At 61.9% G+C, this 16,890-nt stretch carries 14 protein-coding genes; 10 read left to right on the top strand and 4 right to left on the bottom strand.

The genetic code is table 11. The features are described 5' to 3' along the window. Positions 1–66 precede the first annotated feature (66 nt). Complete coding sequence (locus BFP95_RS26360; RefSeq protein ID WP_065876019.1) at positions 67–744, bottom strand: lipopolysaccharide core heptose(II)-phosphate phosphatase PmrG; 678 nt, start codon at positions 742–744, stop codon at positions 67–69. 274 nt (positions 745–1,018) lie between these two features. Between BFP95_RS26360 and BFP95_RS26365 the strand changes: the two genes are divergently transcribed. The 4 genes from BFP95_RS26365 to BFP95_RS26380 all read left to right on the top strand — a co-directional run bounded on the left by BFP95_RS26365 (position 1,019) and on the right by BFP95_RS26380 (position 6,829). After that, positions 1,019–1,687 carry an ABC transporter ATP-binding protein gene (locus BFP95_RS26365; RefSeq protein ID WP_065880970.1) on the top strand — a complete coding sequence of 223 codons (669 nt, stop codon included), beginning with the start codon at positions 1,019–1,021 and terminating at the stop codon, positions 1,685–1,687. 1 nt (position 1,688) lies between these two features. Then, positions 1,689–4,151, top strand: coding sequence for an ABC transporter permease (locus BFP95_RS26370; RefSeq protein ID WP_065910910.1), 2,463 nt, complete (start codon positions 1,689–1,691; stop codon positions 4,149–4,151). Further along, positions 4,141–5,205, top strand: a complete 1,065-nt coding sequence (locus tag BFP95_RS26375) for a lipocalin-like domain-containing protein (protein WP_065910911.1) — start codon at positions 4,141–4,143, stop codon at positions 5,203–5,205. The genes BFP95_RS26370 and BFP95_RS26375 overlap by 11 nt, the downstream gene beginning before the upstream one ends. Positions 5,206–5,317: 112 nt before the next feature. After that, a complete protein-coding gene (locus BFP95_RS26380; protein ID WP_065910912.1) occupies positions 5,318–6,829 on the top strand; it encodes a hypothetical protein in 1,512 nt (503 codons plus the stop codon). A 60-nt stretch (positions 6,830–6,889) separates the two neighbouring features. On the opposite strand, the gene BFP95_RS26385 is transcribed toward BFP95_RS26380, so the two are convergent. Both BFP95_RS26385 and BFP95_RS26390 read right to left on the bottom strand, forming a co-directional pair. Continuing rightward, a complete protein-coding gene (locus BFP95_RS26385) occupies positions 6,890–7,987 on the bottom strand; it encodes an SMP-30/gluconolactonase/LRE family protein (protein WP_065890708.1) in 1,098 nt (365 codons plus the stop codon). Further along, positions 7,984–8,661 carry a sterol desaturase family protein gene (locus BFP95_RS26390; RefSeq protein WP_065910913.1) on the bottom strand — a complete coding sequence of 226 codons (678 nt, stop codon included), beginning with the start codon at positions 8,659–8,661 and terminating at the stop codon, positions 7,984–7,986. Before BFP95_RS26390 ends, BFP95_RS26385 begins: the two co-directional genes overlap by 4 nt. Before the next feature lie 318 nt (positions 8,662–8,979). On the opposite strand from BFP95_RS26390, the gene BFP95_RS26395 reads away from it, so the two are divergent. The 6 genes from BFP95_RS26395 to BFP95_RS26420 all read left to right on the top strand — a co-directional run bounded on the left by BFP95_RS26395 (position 8,980) and on the right by BFP95_RS26420 (position 15,877). Then, positions 8,980–9,903: a substrate-binding domain-containing protein gene (locus BFP95_RS26395; protein WP_065890709.1), complete on the top strand. Its 924-nt coding sequence runs from the start codon at positions 8,980–8,982 to the stop codon at positions 9,901–9,903. A gap of 62 nt (positions 9,904–9,965) precedes the next feature. Continuing rightward, entirely contained in the window at positions 9,966–11,474 is a 1,509-nt protein-coding gene (locus BFP95_RS26400) for a sugar ABC transporter ATP-binding protein (RefSeq protein ID WP_065875977.1), read from the top strand. Beyond that, on the top strand, positions 11,440–12,432 hold the full coding sequence (locus BFP95_RS26405) for an ABC transporter permease (protein WP_065890830.1): 993 nt from the start codon (positions 11,440–11,442) through the stop codon (positions 12,430–12,432). The genes BFP95_RS26400 and BFP95_RS26405 overlap by 35 nt, the downstream gene beginning before the upstream one ends. Positions 12,433–12,460: 28 nt before the next feature. Then, a complete protein-coding gene (locus BFP95_RS26410; RefSeq protein ID WP_065875978.1) occupies positions 12,461–13,540 on the top strand; it encodes an alcohol dehydrogenase catalytic domain-containing protein in 1,080 nt (359 codons plus the stop codon). Positions 13,541–13,542: 2 nt separating this feature from the next. Next, positions 13,543–15,075 carry an FGGY-family carbohydrate kinase gene (locus BFP95_RS26415; RefSeq protein ID WP_065875979.1) on the top strand — a complete coding sequence of 511 codons (1,533 nt, stop codon included), beginning with the start codon at positions 13,543–13,545 and terminating at the stop codon, positions 15,073–15,075. Positions 15,076–15,151: 76 nt separating this feature from the next. Continuing rightward, positions 15,152–15,877: an SDR family oxidoreductase gene (locus BFP95_RS26420; RefSeq protein ID WP_065880948.1), complete on the top strand. Its 726-nt coding sequence runs from the start codon at positions 15,152–15,154 to the stop codon at positions 15,875–15,877. On the opposite strand, the gene BFP95_RS26425 is transcribed toward BFP95_RS26420, so the two are convergent. After that, positions 15,874–16,878, bottom strand: a complete 1,005-nt coding sequence (locus tag BFP95_RS26425) for a LacI family DNA-binding transcriptional regulator (RefSeq protein WP_065880949.1) — start codon at positions 16,876–16,878, stop codon at positions 15,874–15,876. The genes BFP95_RS26420 and BFP95_RS26425 overlap by 4 nt on opposite strands. Positions 16,879–16,890 lie beyond the last annotated feature (12 nt).

Genomic DNA, 16,890 nt, shown 5'->3' on the forward strand with positions numbered 1-16,890 from the left:
ATTAAAAGGCGCAACTAAACATGCCAGAACAGGGCTGTCTTTTTGCTGAACAGGCCGAAGGGTGAGTTAATAGAGTTGTTTAAGAGCGGCGGGCCAGTCGGGATTGTTGACGATGCCCAAGGTCTTGAATTTGCCGTGGGGCAATACCTGTACGAACAGCGCACTGCCGTACTGGGGGAACGTGGCGTGGGGAAAGCCGAGGGTGGCTTCGAAGTCGGCAATGCAGCCGCTGTGGGTGACGAAAACCAAGTTGCGTCCCGGGGTTTTGTGGCTGAGCAGCTCTTCACCCATGGCCGCGCCGCAGACGGCTTGCTGGCCGGAGGTCACTTCGTTTTTGCCAAACATGAAGCGCAGCGTCTGAGCCGTGCGGATCGCGGGGCTGGCCAGTACGTCGCTGCCCTCCATGCCCAGTGTTTTAAAGGCGTTGCCCAGGGTTTCCGCCTGCTGGCTACCGTTGATCGTCAAGCCTTCCACGGGGCCCAGGCAAGGGTTGGCCGAGCGGTCGCAGCGCTCTTCGTGGCGCACCAGTACGATCAGGTCACCGTCGCGCCAGAGGGGCAGCACGTGGGAAGTCAGCAGGCGATCACTGACGCCCAGGTCGCGTGGCGAGGCGTGCCAGAGCAGGTTGCCGGCGACCAGCAGGCCGACCACGAATAGCCCCAACCATAGCGGTCGCAGGCGCTTGCTCAAGGCTCGGCGCGAGCGCGGTTTGGTCAGGGTAAGGTCAACCACTTCATTCACCATGGGCATTGTTGGCAGTGTCGTGTTAGTTGATCGCAACGTGTTGGCGGATGCCCGTAGTGGTGCCAGAGGCTGTCACAGGCGGGCTGTCTTTTCGCTGAACATGTTGTGGTTAAAAGTTGTCAGGCGTGGCAACTAACAAGTTGCCGACGAATGACCCATGGCCGGCAATTTAAAGTGCAGTGAGTGGGCAGCCGGTGAAATCAATGTGAAAAATTTGCGTGGTTGGGAGCAGCAGCCGTTATTCTCGATTGCCGCCCATCAAACGAGTGTTGCCATGTTGCAGGTGCAAGGAGTGTTTAAAAGCTATGCCACCCCCCAGGGTTCGTTAGCGGTGTTGGCCGGCGTCGATCTGCTCCTGGCCGAGCGCAGCAGCCTGGCGTTGATGGGCGAATCGGGCAGCGGCAAGAGCACCCTGTTACACCTGGTGGCCGGGCTGGATCGGGTGGATGGCGGCAGTATCCAGGTGGGTGAGCAGCGCCTCGATCAGCTCAGCGAGGCGCAACTGGCGCATTGGCGGCGTACGCAAATCGGCCTGGTATTCCAGCAGTTCAACCTGATCGGCAGCTTGCGGGTCGAGGACAACCTGGCGTTCCAGGCGCGGCTGGCGGGGCGGTTTGACCCCCAGTGGCAGGCGCAACTGGTGGAACGCCTGGGCCTGGGTGATCTGCTCAAGCGCTACCCGGAACAACTCTCCGGTGGTCAGCAGCAACGGGTCGCGGTGGGGCGGGCTTTGGCGTCACGACCGGGCCTGTTGTTGGCCGATGAACCCACCGGCAACCTTGACGAAGCCACCAGCGATGAAGTCCTGCAACTGCTGCTCGATTTGCTGCGCGACAGCCCCACCAGCCTGTTGATGGTCACCCACAGCCCGCGCATTGCCGCACGGCTGGACCGGCAGGTGGTGCTGCACCGCGGCCGTGTCGTACCGGCAGGCGCTGCTTGAGATGGCGGTGTTTTATTGGACATTACGCGCGCTGCTCAGCCACTGGCGGCGGCATCCCGTGCAGTTCTTCAGCGTGCTCACCGGCCTGTGGCTGGCCACCGCGCTGTTGATTGGCGTGCAAGCGCTCAACAGCCAGGCGCGCGACAGCTACGCCCGCGCCAGCCAATTGATCGGGGGTGAGCCGCAGGCCAGCCTCAGTGCGCCGGACGAGGCCGCTTTCCCACAGGCGGTGTTTGCCCAACTGCGTCGTGCCGGTTGGCCGGTGTCGCCGGTGGTGCAGGGGCGCGTGCAGCTCAAGGGGCTGGAGGATGTTCGCTTGCAGTTGATGGGCATCGACCCGGTGTCGTTGCCCGGCAGTGGCGCGGTGGCGGGTCAGCGCTTGAGCCAGGCGCAGATGCTGGCGTTTTTCGAACCGCCGGGGCGCACGTGGATCGCGCCGCAGACCTTGCAGGTCCTGGGGCTGCACGAAGGCCAGCAGCCGACTACCCTGAGCGGCCATACACTGCCGCCGCTGCAAGCCCAACCGGATATGGCGCCCGGCGTGTTGCTCACCGATATTGGTTTTGCCCAACCTGTGCTGGAGCTGCCCGAGCGCCTGTCGCGCCTGCTGGTGGACAAGGCTTTTGCCGCCGGCCAGCCCACGCCGCCCGCCGGGTTGCAACTCAAGCAGGGCGAGGACAATAACCTCGCGCGCCTCACCGAAAGCTTTCACCTGAACCTCGATGCGCTGGGCTTCCTGTCGTTTGTGGTGGGGCTGTTTATTGTGCACGCCGCCATCGGCCTGGCCCTGGAGCAGCGGCGCGGGCTGTTGCGCACCTTGCGTGCCTGCGGGGTCAGCGTGCGGATGTTGATCGTCAGCCTGAGTGTTGAACTGGGCGTGTTGTCATTGCTGGGTGGCGTGCTTGGTGTGGCGAGCGGCTACCTGTTGGCCAGTCTGTTGCTGCCGGATGTGGCGGCCAGCCTGCGCGGCTTGTATGGCGCCGAGGTGGCGGGGCAGTTAAGCCTGAGCCCGTGGTGGTGGGGCGCGGGGTTGGGCTTGAGTTTGGTCGGCGCTTTGCTCGCTGGTGCCAGCAGCTTATGGCGGGCGGCGCGCCTGCCATTGCTGGCGCTGGCCAACGCCCAGGCCTGGCATGAGGCGCATGGGCGCTGGTTGCGCCGTCAAGGCTGGGTGGCCGGTGCGGCGCTGCTGATCGCGGTGCTGGCGCTGTGGTTGGGCAACAGCCTGGCCGCCGGCTTTGTGCTGATGGCCGCCTTGTTGCTTGGCGCTGCCCTCGGTTTGCCGGTGGTGCTCAATGGCCTGCTCAAAGCCGTGTTGGGGCGCAGCCGTTCGGTGCTTGGCCAATGGTTTCTGGCGGACTGCCGCCAGCAGTTGCCGGCGTTGAGCCTTGCGCTGATGGCTTTGCTATTGGCCCTGGCCGCGAATATTGGCGCGGGTTCCATGACCTCGGGTTTTCGTCACACATTCAATAACTGGCTGGAGCAGCGTCTCACCGCCGAGCTGTACCTCAACCCGCAAAACCCGGCGCAGGCGCAGCAGCTCAGTCATTGGCTGGCGCAACAACCGTTGGTAAAAACGGTGCTGCCCACCTGGCAGGTCGCGGTGCAATTGCAGGGCTGGCCAGCGGACCTGTTTGGCGTGGTCGACGACCCGACCTATCGCCAGCACTGGCCGTTGCTTGAGGCGACGAATGAACCGTGGGACCAGTTGCAGCAAGGCGACACCTTGATGCTCAGCGAGCAACTCGCGCGCAGGCTCGGTGTGCAGCTCGGTGATAGCGTGAGCATCCCCACGCCACACGGCGTGTGGGCGCCCAAACTGGTGGGGATCTACGCCGATTACGGCAACCCCAAGGGCCACGTGCTGGTCAATGCCCAGCACCTGTTGGCCCACTGGCCGACGCTGTCACCGGCGCGTTTCAACCTGCGGGTTTCACCGTCGGACGTGGCGCCGCTGGTGCGTGAGGTGCAACGCGCCTTTGCCCTGGAAGACAGTCGCATCGTCGACCAACAGCAACTCAAGGGCTGGTCGAGCCAAGTGTTCGAACGTACGTTCGCCGCCACTGCCGCGTTGAACAGCCTGACGTTGGGTGTGGCCGGTGTCGCGCTGTTTATCAGCCTGTTGACCCAGAGCCAGAGCCGCCTTGGCCAACTTGCACCGCTGTGGGCATTGGGTGTCACGCGCCGGCAATTGATGCTGCTCAACTTGGGCCAGACTTGGCTGTTGGCGGTGCTCACGCTGGTGCTGGCGTTGCCGCTTGGCCTGCTGTTGGCCTGGTGCCTGGACGCCGTGATCAATGTGCAGGCCTTTGGTTGGCGCCTGCCGTTGCAGGTGTTCCCGTGGCAGCTCGCTCAATTGCTCGGGTTGGCGATGCTCGCGACCTTGCTGGCCTCGGCCTGGCCGTTGTGGCAGTTATACCGCAGCCGTCCTGCGGATTTGTTGAGGACGTTTGCCAATGAAGATTAAGTGCCTGTTGTGGGCGTTTTTATTGTTACTGGGCGCTTGCGACAAAGTCCCAGAGCCGCAGGAAAGCTTCGCCGGGTTGGGCAGTGACGCAGCAGATTTCGCCCAAGTGGTGCCCGGCAAGGTCTTCAGCTTTCCCGAGGACCACGGCCCGCACGCAGGCTTTCGCATTGAGTGGTGGTACGTCACCGCTAACCTGAAGGATGAACAAGGCAATGTATTCGGCGTGCAATGGACGTTGTTTCGCAACGCCCTCAAGGCCGGGCCGACGCAAGCGGGCTGGCGCGACTCGACCATTTGGCTTGGGCACGCCGCTGTCACTTCCGCCACTCACCACTACGCTGCGGAGCGCTACGCCCGAAGCGGGGTCGGCCAGGCCGGCGTCCAAGCAGTGCCGTTCAACGCCTGGATTGACGACTGGAGTTTCGCCACCCGCCCCGGTGCCGCGAGCGCGTTGGCGGACATGCAGCTCAAGGCCAGCGGCGCGCAATTCGCCTATGACTTGAACCTCACCTCCAGCCGCCCGTTGGTGCTGCAGGGCGACGGCGGCTACAGCCGCAAATCCGAGCAGGGCCAGGCCTCGTATTACTACAGCCAGCCGTTTTTCAACGCCAAGGGCAGCGTCAGCATCGACGGCAAGGCCTACCAAGTCACCGGCCCGGCTTGGCTCGACCGCGAGTGGAGCAGCCAACCGCTGACCGCCAACCAGACCGGCTGGGACTGGTTCTCCCTGCACCTGGACCGGGGCGAGCAGTTGATGCTGTTCCGCGTGCGACAAACCGATGGCGCGTCGTATATGACCGGCACTTGGATTGATCACGAGGGGCGTACGCAAACCCTGCACAACGCGGATATCGAGCTGAAACCGCTGGAAACCACCGACATTGACGGCCGCAAGATTCCCACACGCTGGTCGCTGAAAATTCCTGGAAAACAGCTGGATATCACCCCCCTGGCCGTCAACCCAAACGCCTGGATGAACCTGAGTATTCCGTACTGGGAAGGGCCGGTACAGTTTGACGGTGGGGTGGGGTATCTGGAGATGACGGGGTATTAGGCGAAAAGATCCCTGTAAAAATACTGGACATGCATACAGTTGTTGGCTAGATTCCATCCCAGGTGACCGGATGTCACCTGAGCTTCACTTTTTAACTATGGATGGATAAAAAATGAAATCGAAAAAAGCCTTTATGTTGGGCGCGGCCATGGCGGCCTCCTGCTTCGTTTCGGCCTTTGCCCTGGCCGAGCAATACCCTCACCTCGCTGCGCAAGCCGTTAAACCTGACATCAAGCAAAGCCTGAAAGCCGCTGGCAAAGTCCCGGCCACCAAGGCTTCGGCGGCGCTGAAAAAGCAACTGAACGCAGGCGCCCAACTGAAAAAGCCGGTGTTCGCCGCGAAGGCCAAGGCCGACTCGGTGGTGGAAGACCATAGCGCACCTGCCCCGGTAACCCAGGTCAAGAAAGCCGGCGCTCAGCCAGCCACCGCCGTGCAAGCGGCGCTGGTCCAAGGCTGTGAAACCACGCTGGACGTGAATGAGTTGTACACGGTCAATGGTGTGCAAACCGGTGACCTGCTGTGCTACCACTTCAACCTGCCGCAGACGGCCCGGATCAATGCGCTGCTGGTCGGCCAGACAGCCGGTACCGACATGTCCTTGACCCTGTTCCAGGACGATGGCCAAGGCAATCCGATCCCGCTGGGCACTTCCAATAACCCCGGTACCGGTGACGAAAGCCTCAGCGGCGTATTGCCGGCGGGTGACTACTACTGGTTCATGGAAGCCAATGCGGCTGTCTCGGGTTCGAGCTTCCAGTTCGGTGTGGCGGTCAATGCCAATATCGATGCCTTCGAACCGAATGACACGCCGGACACGGCCTTTCAACTGCCGGACACCCTGAACTACATCAGCGGCAACGCCGACAGCCTCGATGATGTCGATTACTTCGACTTCACCGCCGTGCGTGGCCAGAGCGTGGGCATTGCCCTGTCGGCCGATGCCGGCAGCGGCAGCACCCGTGGCAAATGGATCCTTGAGCGCTTCGATGGCAGCCAGTGGGTCACCGTAGGTGCCAATATCGTCTCGACGTCGATCCCGAGTCCGGGTGTGGGCGGTGTGGTCAAGGTGCGGGTGCGCCCGAACCAGCACCCGAACGAGCCGTGGAGCGCGACGGGTAAATACACCCTGTCCTTTGGTTCCAACCCACGTGTCGACAACCCGGATATGAAAGGCGAGGCCAACGTGTTGCGCATCCCGTATTCCGCGTCTGATGTGGGCTACGGTTACATGACCACCCAGGCTTATCGAAACCTGACCTGGAAAATGAACCTGTCCGACAGCACCGGCGCGCCACTGGTGGGGCTGCACCCGATTGTTTATCTCGACCAGCACATCAACCCGGACACCGGCAATATCGTCTACAAGGCGTATTCGGCGGCGACCGACAGCTCCGGCCAAGCCGGTGGCACGATCAACGTGGGCACGTGCGCCGGTGACTTCCAGACTACCTTTGTCGATTACTCCCAGGGCTACAACAACACCTGGCGTACCGACTTCAACTACGGCGTGTGGCGTATGGAGGTGCTGGAATACCCAGGCATTGGCGTCGGCGGTGAAAACACCGAGTTCGTCAGCTTTGGTCACCTGTGCAAGCAAACCTTGCTCAGCAGCACCAAGAGCTAAACGCGTGTAGCCGCAAGCAATGAGGGCATACAGGCCGAGCGCCTGTGTGCCCTTTTTGCGTCAGGGCGCCAACGCCAGCGCCAATGGCACGCGCGCCATGCTCGTGCTTTTCAACGAACCCAGGTACAACCAGTTGCCATACTCCCGGGCCGTGGTGATGGGCGAGTAATTGCCAGCACTGCCATCCTGCAGATTGGCGATGACGTTACCCTCAGTATCCAACCCCAGCACAAAAGCTTTGCGCTCGATGGGTTTGGGCACCACCAGCAGCGCCCTTACCATGACCTTGCGCAGCAGGGGGTAGCCGGCAAAGCTGTCCAACAGTGGATTGCGCGGCGAGTACAGCGCCACCCAGAAACGGTCCCTGCCGTTGAAGCTGAGGTTGTCCGGCAGGCCGGGCAGGTTGTCGATGAACAAATCATGGGTGCCGGCTCGTTCGCCTTTGAGCCAATAACGGCTGATGCGATAGGCGCCGGTCTCATTCACCAGCACATAGCTTTCATTCGGACCCAACGCCACGCCGTTGGCGAATTGCAGCTGGTCCAGTAGCACATCGGTGTTGCCGTTGCTGAAGTCATAGCGCAGCAGCCGACCATCACCGCCATGCTCGATCACCGCTTCACCGTCCTGTCCGTAACCCCAACGACTCGATGCATCGCTGAAGTAGGCATAACGTCCGCTGGCGTCCACGATAACGTCATCGGTGAAGCCAAACGGCAGGTCATTGGCGCCGGTGCTGAGGGTAGTGAGTTGGCGTTGGGCATCCAGTGCAAGCAGCCCCTTGATCCCATCGGCAATGATCAGGCGACCATCCGGGTGTAGCGCCATGCCCAGGGGGCGCCCGCCGGTATTGGCCAGCACTTCCAGGCTGCGGCTGTCGGGCGAGGTGCGGATGATGCGTCCGTCATGCAGGCCACTGATCAAAAATCCCTGGGCATCCAGCAGCAAGGCCTCGGGCCCGGTGATGTCCTGGGCGCCGATTTTCTGCACACCCTTGAGGCGCTGGTTCTCGGCGTAGGGGCCGTCTTTCATCGAGGGCGCCTTGGGCGGCGTCCAATTCACCGGTTGCACCCTGGTCGGCATCAACAGCAAAAAGGCGATCACTGCCAGAAACAGCACAAACAGCAGATGGCGCAGTTTTCTTGGGCGGGTACTCATGTGGATTCCTGGTTGTTGTGGGGAGTCGGTTCCCAGTGCTGGGTGCCGAACAGGTAGTCCATCAGGGGAAGCACGATATTGAAATTACGCCCCTGCATCAGCTCACGGCGGTGATGCAGGGCGTGCAGCCGGTGCATCTGGCGGATCCACGGCAGGCGCGCCACCGGGTGGTTGGCGGGCAAGTGCTCGCAGGCGTGAAACACTTCGTAAAGTAAATACCCAAGGATCATGCACCCGGCGAACAGCCCGGCGACGTTGGGGCTCAGTTGCTGAAGCAGCCACCAGGCGGGCAAGGTGATTGCCAGGCTGTGCAACACGATCAGCCAGGCCGGGAACAGGATGACGCGCCAGTCCCTGGGGCTGTCGAACGTCATGTGGCCGGGGGTGAAGAAGCTGTGGTGATCACCGGTGTGGCGCGCGTAGAACAAACGAGTCAAGGCATGTTTATGGTGGCCGAGGTGGCGGTGCACCAGGTAGATGCAGAGGTTGAAGAACACCAGCGTCACGGGCACGGTCAGCCATTGCAATGCGGATAGATGGGCGGTGGATGACCACGCCAGGCCGATGCAGGCAACGCCGTAGCCGAACACGAAACTGGCATGAAGCCAGGGGTTGTAGTGGCGCGCGACGTTGGCGCGGTAGCGGGCGCGAAAGGTCTCGGTGGGGTGGGCCATGGCGGGCAGCTCGGTGTTTTTATTGTTAGAACGTGAGCTTAGTTGGTGGCGGGGAATGTGCGAGTTTTCGAAGGCAAGGCCAATCAAATGTGGGAGCTGGCTTGCCTGCGATGCAGACGCCTCGGTCCTTCAGCCAGACCAAGGTGATCCCATCGCAGGCAAGCCAGTTCCCACACTTATCCGAGTTCGCTCTTGAGTGTTATCCCACCCCGACCGACCAGTGGGGGCTTGCACACGCCTAATTTCCTTGCTAGTTTCTCGCAAAATGTTAACGATAACATTTGCTCTAAAAATAAAAACAAAACAGAGACCCACGCCATGAAAATGCTTCCGAAAACCCTGTGTTTATTGGCTGTAAGCATCACCCTCGGCACCGCTTCCCCTGCGTTTGCCGACACTGCCAAGCCGATCCGCATCGGCGCGTCCTTCCAGGAAATCAACAACCCCTATTTCGTCACCATGAAAAACGCCCTGGAAGAAGCCGGGGGAACCATCGGCGCGAAATTGATCATCACCGACGCCCGCCATGACGTGTCCAAGCAGGTCAGTGACGTCGAAGACATGCTGCAAAAAGGCATCGATATCCTGCTGATCAACCCCACCGATTCGGTGGGCGTGCAGTCGGCCGTCAAATCTGCCCACGCCGCCGGTGTGGTGGTTGTCGCGGTAGACGCCCAGGCGGATGGCCCGCTCGACTCTTTCGTCGGTTCGAAAAACTTCGACGCCGGCTTCCAGGCCTGTGAATACCTGGCCAAGAACATTGGCAACAAAGGCAATATCGCCATTCTAGATGGCATCGCCGTGGTGCCGATCCTGGAGCGTGTGCGCGGTTGCAAAGAGGCGGTGGCCAAGCACCCGGACATCAAGATTGTCAGCATCCAGAACGGCAAGCAGGAGCGTGACCAGGCACTGACCGTCACCGAGAACATGCTGCAGGCCCAGCCCACCCTCAAGGGTATTTTCAGCGTGAATGACAACGGCTCCCTCGGCGCTCTGTCGGCCATCGAAGCCAGCGGCCTGGACGTGAAGCTGGTCAGCGTCGACGGCGCGCCGGAGGCGATCAAGGCGATCCAGAAACCCGGCAGCAAATTCATCGCAACCTCGGCCCAATACCCCCGCGACCAGATCCGCCTCGCCCTGGGCATTGCCCTGGCGAAGAAGTGGGGCTCGCAAGTGCCGGCCACCATTCCAGTCGACATCACCCTGATCGACCAGGCCAAAGCCAAGGATTTCAGCTGGTAAATCGCCCAGGCCCCACGCCAGCCGTGGGGCTTAAGGTTTCCTTCTGAATACGAGGTCGCGGCATGAGCAGTCTTCTGAAGCTGGAAAACATCTGTAAGCGGTACCCGGGCGTACAAGCCCTCAAGTCCATCAACCTGCAAGTCGAGCGCGGCGAAATCCACGCCCTGCTCGGCGAAAACGGCGCGGGCAAATCGACCTTGATGAAGATCCTCGGCGGCGTCGAGCATCAAGACGAAGGCCAGATCCTGATCGACGGCCAGGCGCAGCAGTTCGCGACCTATCGCGATGCGATTGCCGCCGGTATCGGTATCGTTTTCCAGGAATTCAGCCTGATTCCCTACCTCACGGCGGTGGAAAACATCTTCCTCGGCCATGAGCTGAGCAACCGCTTCGGCCTGTTGCGCAAGCGCGAGATGGTCGAGGCCAGCGAGGCCTTGTTCAAGCGCCTGGGCGTGACCATCGACCTGCAATGCGCGGTCAAGCACCTGAGCGTGGCCGAGCAGCAGTTTGTCGAAATCGCCAAGGCCCTGGCCCTGGATGCGCGCCTGCTGGTGCTTGATGAACCCACCGCAACCCTTACGCCCAGCGAAGCCGAGCTGTTGTTCGAGATCATGCGCGAACTCAAGCGCCAGGGCGTGGCGGTGATTTTTATCTCGCATCACCTGGAAGAGATTTTCCAGGTGTGCGACCGCATCAGCGTGCTGCGTGACGGCGGCAATGTCGGCGTCACCGATGTGGCCGACAGCGACATCGACCGCCTGGTCGAGATGATGGTAGGCCGTCGCCTGGAATGCAGTTTTCCGCCCAAACCGACCACCGCACGCGGCCCGCTGTTGCTGGAGGTCAAGGACATCCAGTTGGTGCGCAACGGCCCCCACAACAGCTTCCAATTGCACAAGGGCGAAATTCTCGGCTTTGCCGGCTTGGTCGGCTCCGGCCGTACCGAACTGGCCCTGGGCATGATGGGCGCGCTGCCGTCAGTGAGCAAAGAGGTGTGGCTGCGCGGTGAAAAAATCACCCTCGATGACCCGGCCCAAGCGTTGGCCCACGGGATCGGCCTGCTCCCGGAAAGCCGCAAGAGCGAAGGGCTGATCACCGATTTCAGCATTCGCGAAAACATCTCGCTGAACAACCTGCCCAAATACCAGAACGCCTCCGGCCTGATCGACAAAAGCCGCGAATGTGCGAGCGTCGAAGGCCTGATGAAACAGCTGTCGATCAAAGCCCCGAGCAGCGAAAGCCGGGTATTCAACCTCAGTGGCGGCAACCAGCAGAAAGTCGTGATCGCCCGCTGGATCAACCACCACTGCGACGTGCTGGTGTTCGACGAACCCACCCGTGGCATCGACGTGGGGGCCAAGGCGCAGATCTACGCGCTGATGCGCAGCCTCACCGAACAGGGCTACGCAATCATCATGATTTCCTCCGAATTGCCGGAAGTCATCGGCATGTGCGACCGCGTCGCAGTGTTCCACAAGGGCGCCATCGTCAAGGTACTCGAAGCGTCTGCCGTCAATCCTCAAGAGGTCATGCGCCATGCAACAGGGGGCTCAAGTGAATACGTCCATTAGCAGCGGCGACAGCAACCGGCTGCGCCTGAACCTGGCGCGGCTGGTACGTTCGCCGGCGTTTTATCCGTTTGTGGGGCTGGTGGTGGTGACCCTGGTGATGATCCTCGCCAGCGACACGTTCCTCACCGCCAGCAACCTGTCGAACATCGCCCGCCAGGTGTCGATCAACGCGATTATCGCGGTGGGCATGACCTGCGTGATTCTCACTGGCGGCATCGATTTGTCGGTGGGGCCGGTGATGGCCTTGTCCGGCACGCTTACCGCCGGGTTGATGGTCGCGGGGCTGCCACCAGGTTTGGCGATTGGCGCGGGCATGTTGATCGGTGTGGCCTTCGGCATTGGCAACGGCCTGTTCGTGGCCTACCTGCACATGCCGCCGATCATCGTCACCCTGGCGACCATGGGCATCGCCCGTGGCCTGGGCCTGATGTACACCGACGGCTACCCGATTTCCGGGTTGCCGGAGTGGTTCGGCTTCTTCGGCCGCCAGAGTCTGTTCGGCATAGAAGTGCCGATCCTGATCATGCTGATTACCTACGCCGCCGCCTATGTGCTGCTGCAACACACGCGCATCGGCCGCTACATCTACGCCATCGGCGGCAATGAAGAAGCGGTGCGTTTGTCCGGCGTGCGCGCCGCGCGCTTCAAGTTGCTGGTGTACGGCATCAGCGGCCTCACGGCGGCGATTGCCGGGCTGGTGCTGACCTCACGCTTGATGAGCGGCCAGCCGAATGCCGGCGTGTCGTTCGAGCTCGATGCGATCGCTGCCGTGGTCCTTGGCGGCGCGTCGATTGCCGGCGGGCGTGGGGTAATCGTCGGCACGTTGCTCGGCGCCATGCTGCTCGGCGTATTGAACAACGGCCTGAACATGCTCGGCGTTTCGCCCTACGTCCAAAGCGTGATCAAGGGCGGGATCATTTTGCTGGCGATTTTTATCAGCCGTCAGCGCCATAAATAAACTCCTAACAAGAACGGGATCAGACACCATGGATAAGCACACCGAAATGCAAGCCGTCGTCTGCCACGGCCCCAAAGACTACCGCCTGGAACGCATCGGCAAACCTCAGGCACGCGCCAATGAACTGGTGATTCGCATCGCCGCCTGTGGCATCTGCGCCAGTGACTGCAAGTGCCACTCGGGCGCGGCCATGTTCTGGGGGGGCGACAACCCGTGGGTCAAGGCACCGGTGGTGCCGGGCCACGAGTTTTTTGGCTATGTGGTGGAGGTCGGCGAGGGCGGCGAGGAGCACTTCGACGTCGCGGTAGGCGACAAGGTGATTGCCGAACAGATCGTGCCCTGCGGCAAGTGCCGCTTCTGCAAATCCGGCAAGTATTGGATGTGCGAAGTGCACAACATCTTCGGCTTCCAGCGTGAAGTGGCCGAAGGCGGCATGGCCCAGTACATGCGCATTCCCAAGACCGCCATCGTGCACAAGATCCCTGAATCGGTGTCGCTGGAAGACTCGGCTCTGGTGGAGCCAATGGCCTGCTCGATCCACACCGTCAACCGTGGCGATGTCCAGCTTGACGACGTGGTGGTCATCGCCGGTGCCGGCACCCTTGGCTTGTGCATGGTCCAGGTTGCCGCGTTGAAAACCCCGAAGAAACTGGTGGTGATCGACATGGTCGACGAGCGTCTGGAACTGGCGAAAAAATTCGGCGCCGACGTGGTGATCAACCCGTCACGCGACAACGCCCGCGAGATCATCAATGGCCTCACCGACAATTACGGTTGCGACGTGTACATCGAAACCACCGGCGTACCGGCCGGCGTCACCCAGGGCCTGGACTTGATCCGCAAGCTCGGGCGCTTCGTCGAGTTCAGCGTGTTTGGCGCCGAAACCACGGTCGACTGGTCGATCATCGGCGACCGCAAGGAGCTGGACGTGCGCGGTGCCCACCTCGGGCCTTACTGCTACCCGATTGCCATCGACCTGTTCGAACGTGGCCTGGTCACTTCCAAGGGCATCGTTACCCACGATTTCCCGTTGGATGACTACGCCGAAGCGTTTGAGCTGGCCAACTCGACCAAGTCAATCAAGGTGCTGTTGAAGCCGGTGGCCTGAGCATGAACTACGTGATGGGTGTCGACATAGGAACCCAGAGCACCAAGGCGCTGCTGGTGGATGGTCAAGGCACGATCATCGCCCAGCACAGCCAGGGGTATCGCGTAGATACCCCGAAAGTGCGCTGGGCCGAACAATGGCCGCAGGTCTGGCTGGACGCCGTCGAAGCCTGTGTCGCGCAGTGCATGGGCAAGGCGGGCGTGGCGGCGCAGCAGGTCAAGGCGCTGTGCATCAGCAGCCTGTATGGCGGTTCGGGAATTGCGGTGGATGCACAGATCACACCGCTGCACCCGTGCCTGATCTGGATGGACCGCCGCGCCGGCGAGCAGGTGGCCTGGGTGCGCGAGCAGGTGGACCTGGAGCGTTTGTTCGAGGTCACCGGCAACTCGGTGGACAGCTACTACGGTTTCACCAAGATGCTCTGGCTCAAGCAGCACCAGCCTCAGGTGTGGGCGAAAACCCGCTACCTGCTGCCGCCCAACAGCTATATCAACTGGTGCCTCACGGGTGAGTTGGCGGTGGACCATAGCAGCGCCGGCAACATCGGTGGTGTCTACGATGTGAAAGCGCGTGATTGGTCCGGTGAGATGCTTGATGCACTGGGCATACCGCAGGCGATGATGCCTGAACGCCTGGTGTATTCCGGTGAAGTGGTCGGTGGCTTGTTGCAAGACTGGGCATTGCGCCTGGGCCTGCAGGCCGGCACGCCGATCCTGGCCGGTGGTGTCGATGCGGCCATGGCCACCTTGGCAGCGGGCGTGACTCAGCCGGGCAATCACGTGGCGATGATCGGCACCAGCATGTGCTGGGGTTACCTGAACCAACAGGTGGATGCACACCACGGCTTGGTGAGCATGCCCCACGTCTATAACGGCCACCGGGACCTGTACATATTCGGCGGTGCGATCACGGCCGGTGCCTCGGTCAGCTGGTTTCGCGAGCAGTTCTGCCAGGCTGAAGAGCTACAGGCCAAGGCCACCAGCCAGGACAGCCTGGCGCTGCTGGAACAGAGCGCGATGAGCATTCCGGCGGGCAGTGAGGGCCTGTTGTTCCTGCCATACCTGATGGGCGAGCGCAGCCCGGTGTGGGATGACCGCGCGAGTGGCAGTTTTGTCGGCTTGAACCTGTATCACAGCCGCATTCACCTGTACCGCGCGGTGCTGGAGGGGGTGAGTTTTGCCCTGCGGCATAACATCGAAGCGGGCACGCGCGGGGCGCATTCCCTGGACCCGCGTTTGATCGTGGTGGGTGGCGCGAGCCATTCGGATTTGTGGATGCAGATCATCGCGGATATCACGCAGTACCCGGTGTACACCATCGTTCAGGAGGTAGAAGCTGCGTTGGGTGCGGCGTTGTTGGCGGCGCATACGGTGGGATTGGTAAGTGATGGGGAGATGGATAAAGGGTGGGTGCAGCTGGCGCTGCGGGCGGAGCCAAAGGTTGAAAACGTCGGGGTTTATGACCGGGCGTTTGCCGAGTATTTGAAGCTGTATCCCGCCCTGAAACCGATCATGCATAACCTGCAAACGAACTGATTCAACACAGTCCAAATGTGGGAGCAGGCAAGCCAGCTCCCACATTGGATCTTCATTGTTTTTGAGATCTCTATTCATGAACGCAGCCTTTGACTTCACCCACCACCGCATCCTCGTCACCGGCGCCAGCAGTGGCATCGGCCGCGAGATCGCGCTGCAGCTGATTGCCAGCGGCGCCGACGTCTTTGCCCTCGGCCGCGACGCCCAAGCCCTGGCCCAACTCGGCTGCCACACCCTCTGCCTGGACATCGCCGACAGCACCGCCCTCGACAAAGCCCTGCAAGACCTGCCGCCGCTGCACGGCCTGGTCAACTGCGCCGGCATCTCGCGCCTGGAACCCGCCGCCGCGATCAGCGCCGACGCGTTCGACCAAGTGATGAACGTCAACGCTCGCGCCGCCGCGCAAGTCGCCAGCCGCGTGGCCGCCAAAATGATCGAGGCACACATCGCCGGTAGCATCGTCAACGTCTCCAGCCAGGCCTCGCTGGTGGCCCTGGACGATCACCTCGGCTACTGCGCGTCCAAGGCCGCGCTGGATGCGATCACCCGCGTGCAATGCGCCGAGTGGGGCCGTTTTGGGATTCGCGTCAACAGCGTCAATCCTACGGTCACGCTCACACCGATGGCGACCATGGCCTGGTCCGAGCCGGCCAAGCGCGATCCGGCGCTGGCGGCTATTCCCTTGGGACGCTTCGCTGAAACCGTGGAAGTTGCGCTGCCGGTGCTGTTCCTGCTGAGCCGCGCCGCCAGCATGATCAGCGGCGTCAGCCTGCCCATCGACGGTGGCTACACCAGCCGCTAGCCGTTTTCCAACCGGCCGGCTATCACCACCTTGTCCCGTGGTTTGAACGGGTCTTCGAGGCGGTCGAGCAACAGGCGTACCGCGCTGCTGCCGGCCAAGGACGCGTCGTGGGCCACACAGGCGATGGGCACGCCGAAGATATCGGCGAAGGGCAGGCGATCGATGCCGCAAATGGTCAGGCTGTCGTGGGGGATGTTGTGCATGCGCAACGCGCGCAGGGCACCGAGGGTGATCAACTGGTTGAAGCCCATGATCGCATCCGGCGCCGAGTGTTCGGCCAGGTAGTCGAGGGTGTGCAGGTACGACGGCATCAGCGTGTAGTCGCCGGCCTGCACCTCGACCTGCACCTGGGGATGTTCGGCCAGCACTTCACGCAGGCCCTTGAGGCGTTCGACGGTGATGCGTGAGTGTTCGGGCCCCGTCAGCACCAGCAGGCGCTTGAGCTCGGGTGTCTGGCGCAGCAGGTAGTGCGCGGCCTGGATGCCGCTGTGATAGTTGTCCAGCACTACGCGGCTGAACGGGCTGTCGTGAATCGTGCGATCGAGCAGCACCACCGGGGTCTTGCCGTTGCCCAGGCGTTCAAGGTAGTCGGGCTGGTAGCTTGGCTCGTCCGAGACCGGCGACAGGATGATCCCCGCCACGCGGTAGCCCAACAGGGTGTCCACGGCTTTGCTTTCCAGTTCTTCCAGTTCGTCGGTGTCTACCAGCATGATGGTGTAGCCGTGCTGCTTGGCCTCGCGGGAAATCGCCTTGATCATTTCGCTGTAGAACGGGTTGTCCACTGAGGCGGTGATCACGCCGATGATCAGGCTTTCGCTGCGCTTGAGCCCGCGCGCGAAGGCGTTGGGCACGTAGTCCAGCTCCCGCGCTACTTCGAGGATGCGCGCCAAGGTGGCCGGTTTGACCAAGTCGGGTTTGCTCAGCGCGCGGGACACCGTGATGGTGGTCATGCCGACCCGTTTGGCGATGTCGCTGATGGTGACGGACTTTTTCTTGTTCATCGGTAAGGCTGC

It is taken from the genome of Pseudomonas sp. 58 R 12, from assembly GCF_900005865.1.
Lineage (GTDB): Bacteria > Pseudomonadota > Gammaproteobacteria > Pseudomonadales > Pseudomonadaceae > Aquipseudomonas > Aquipseudomonas tritici.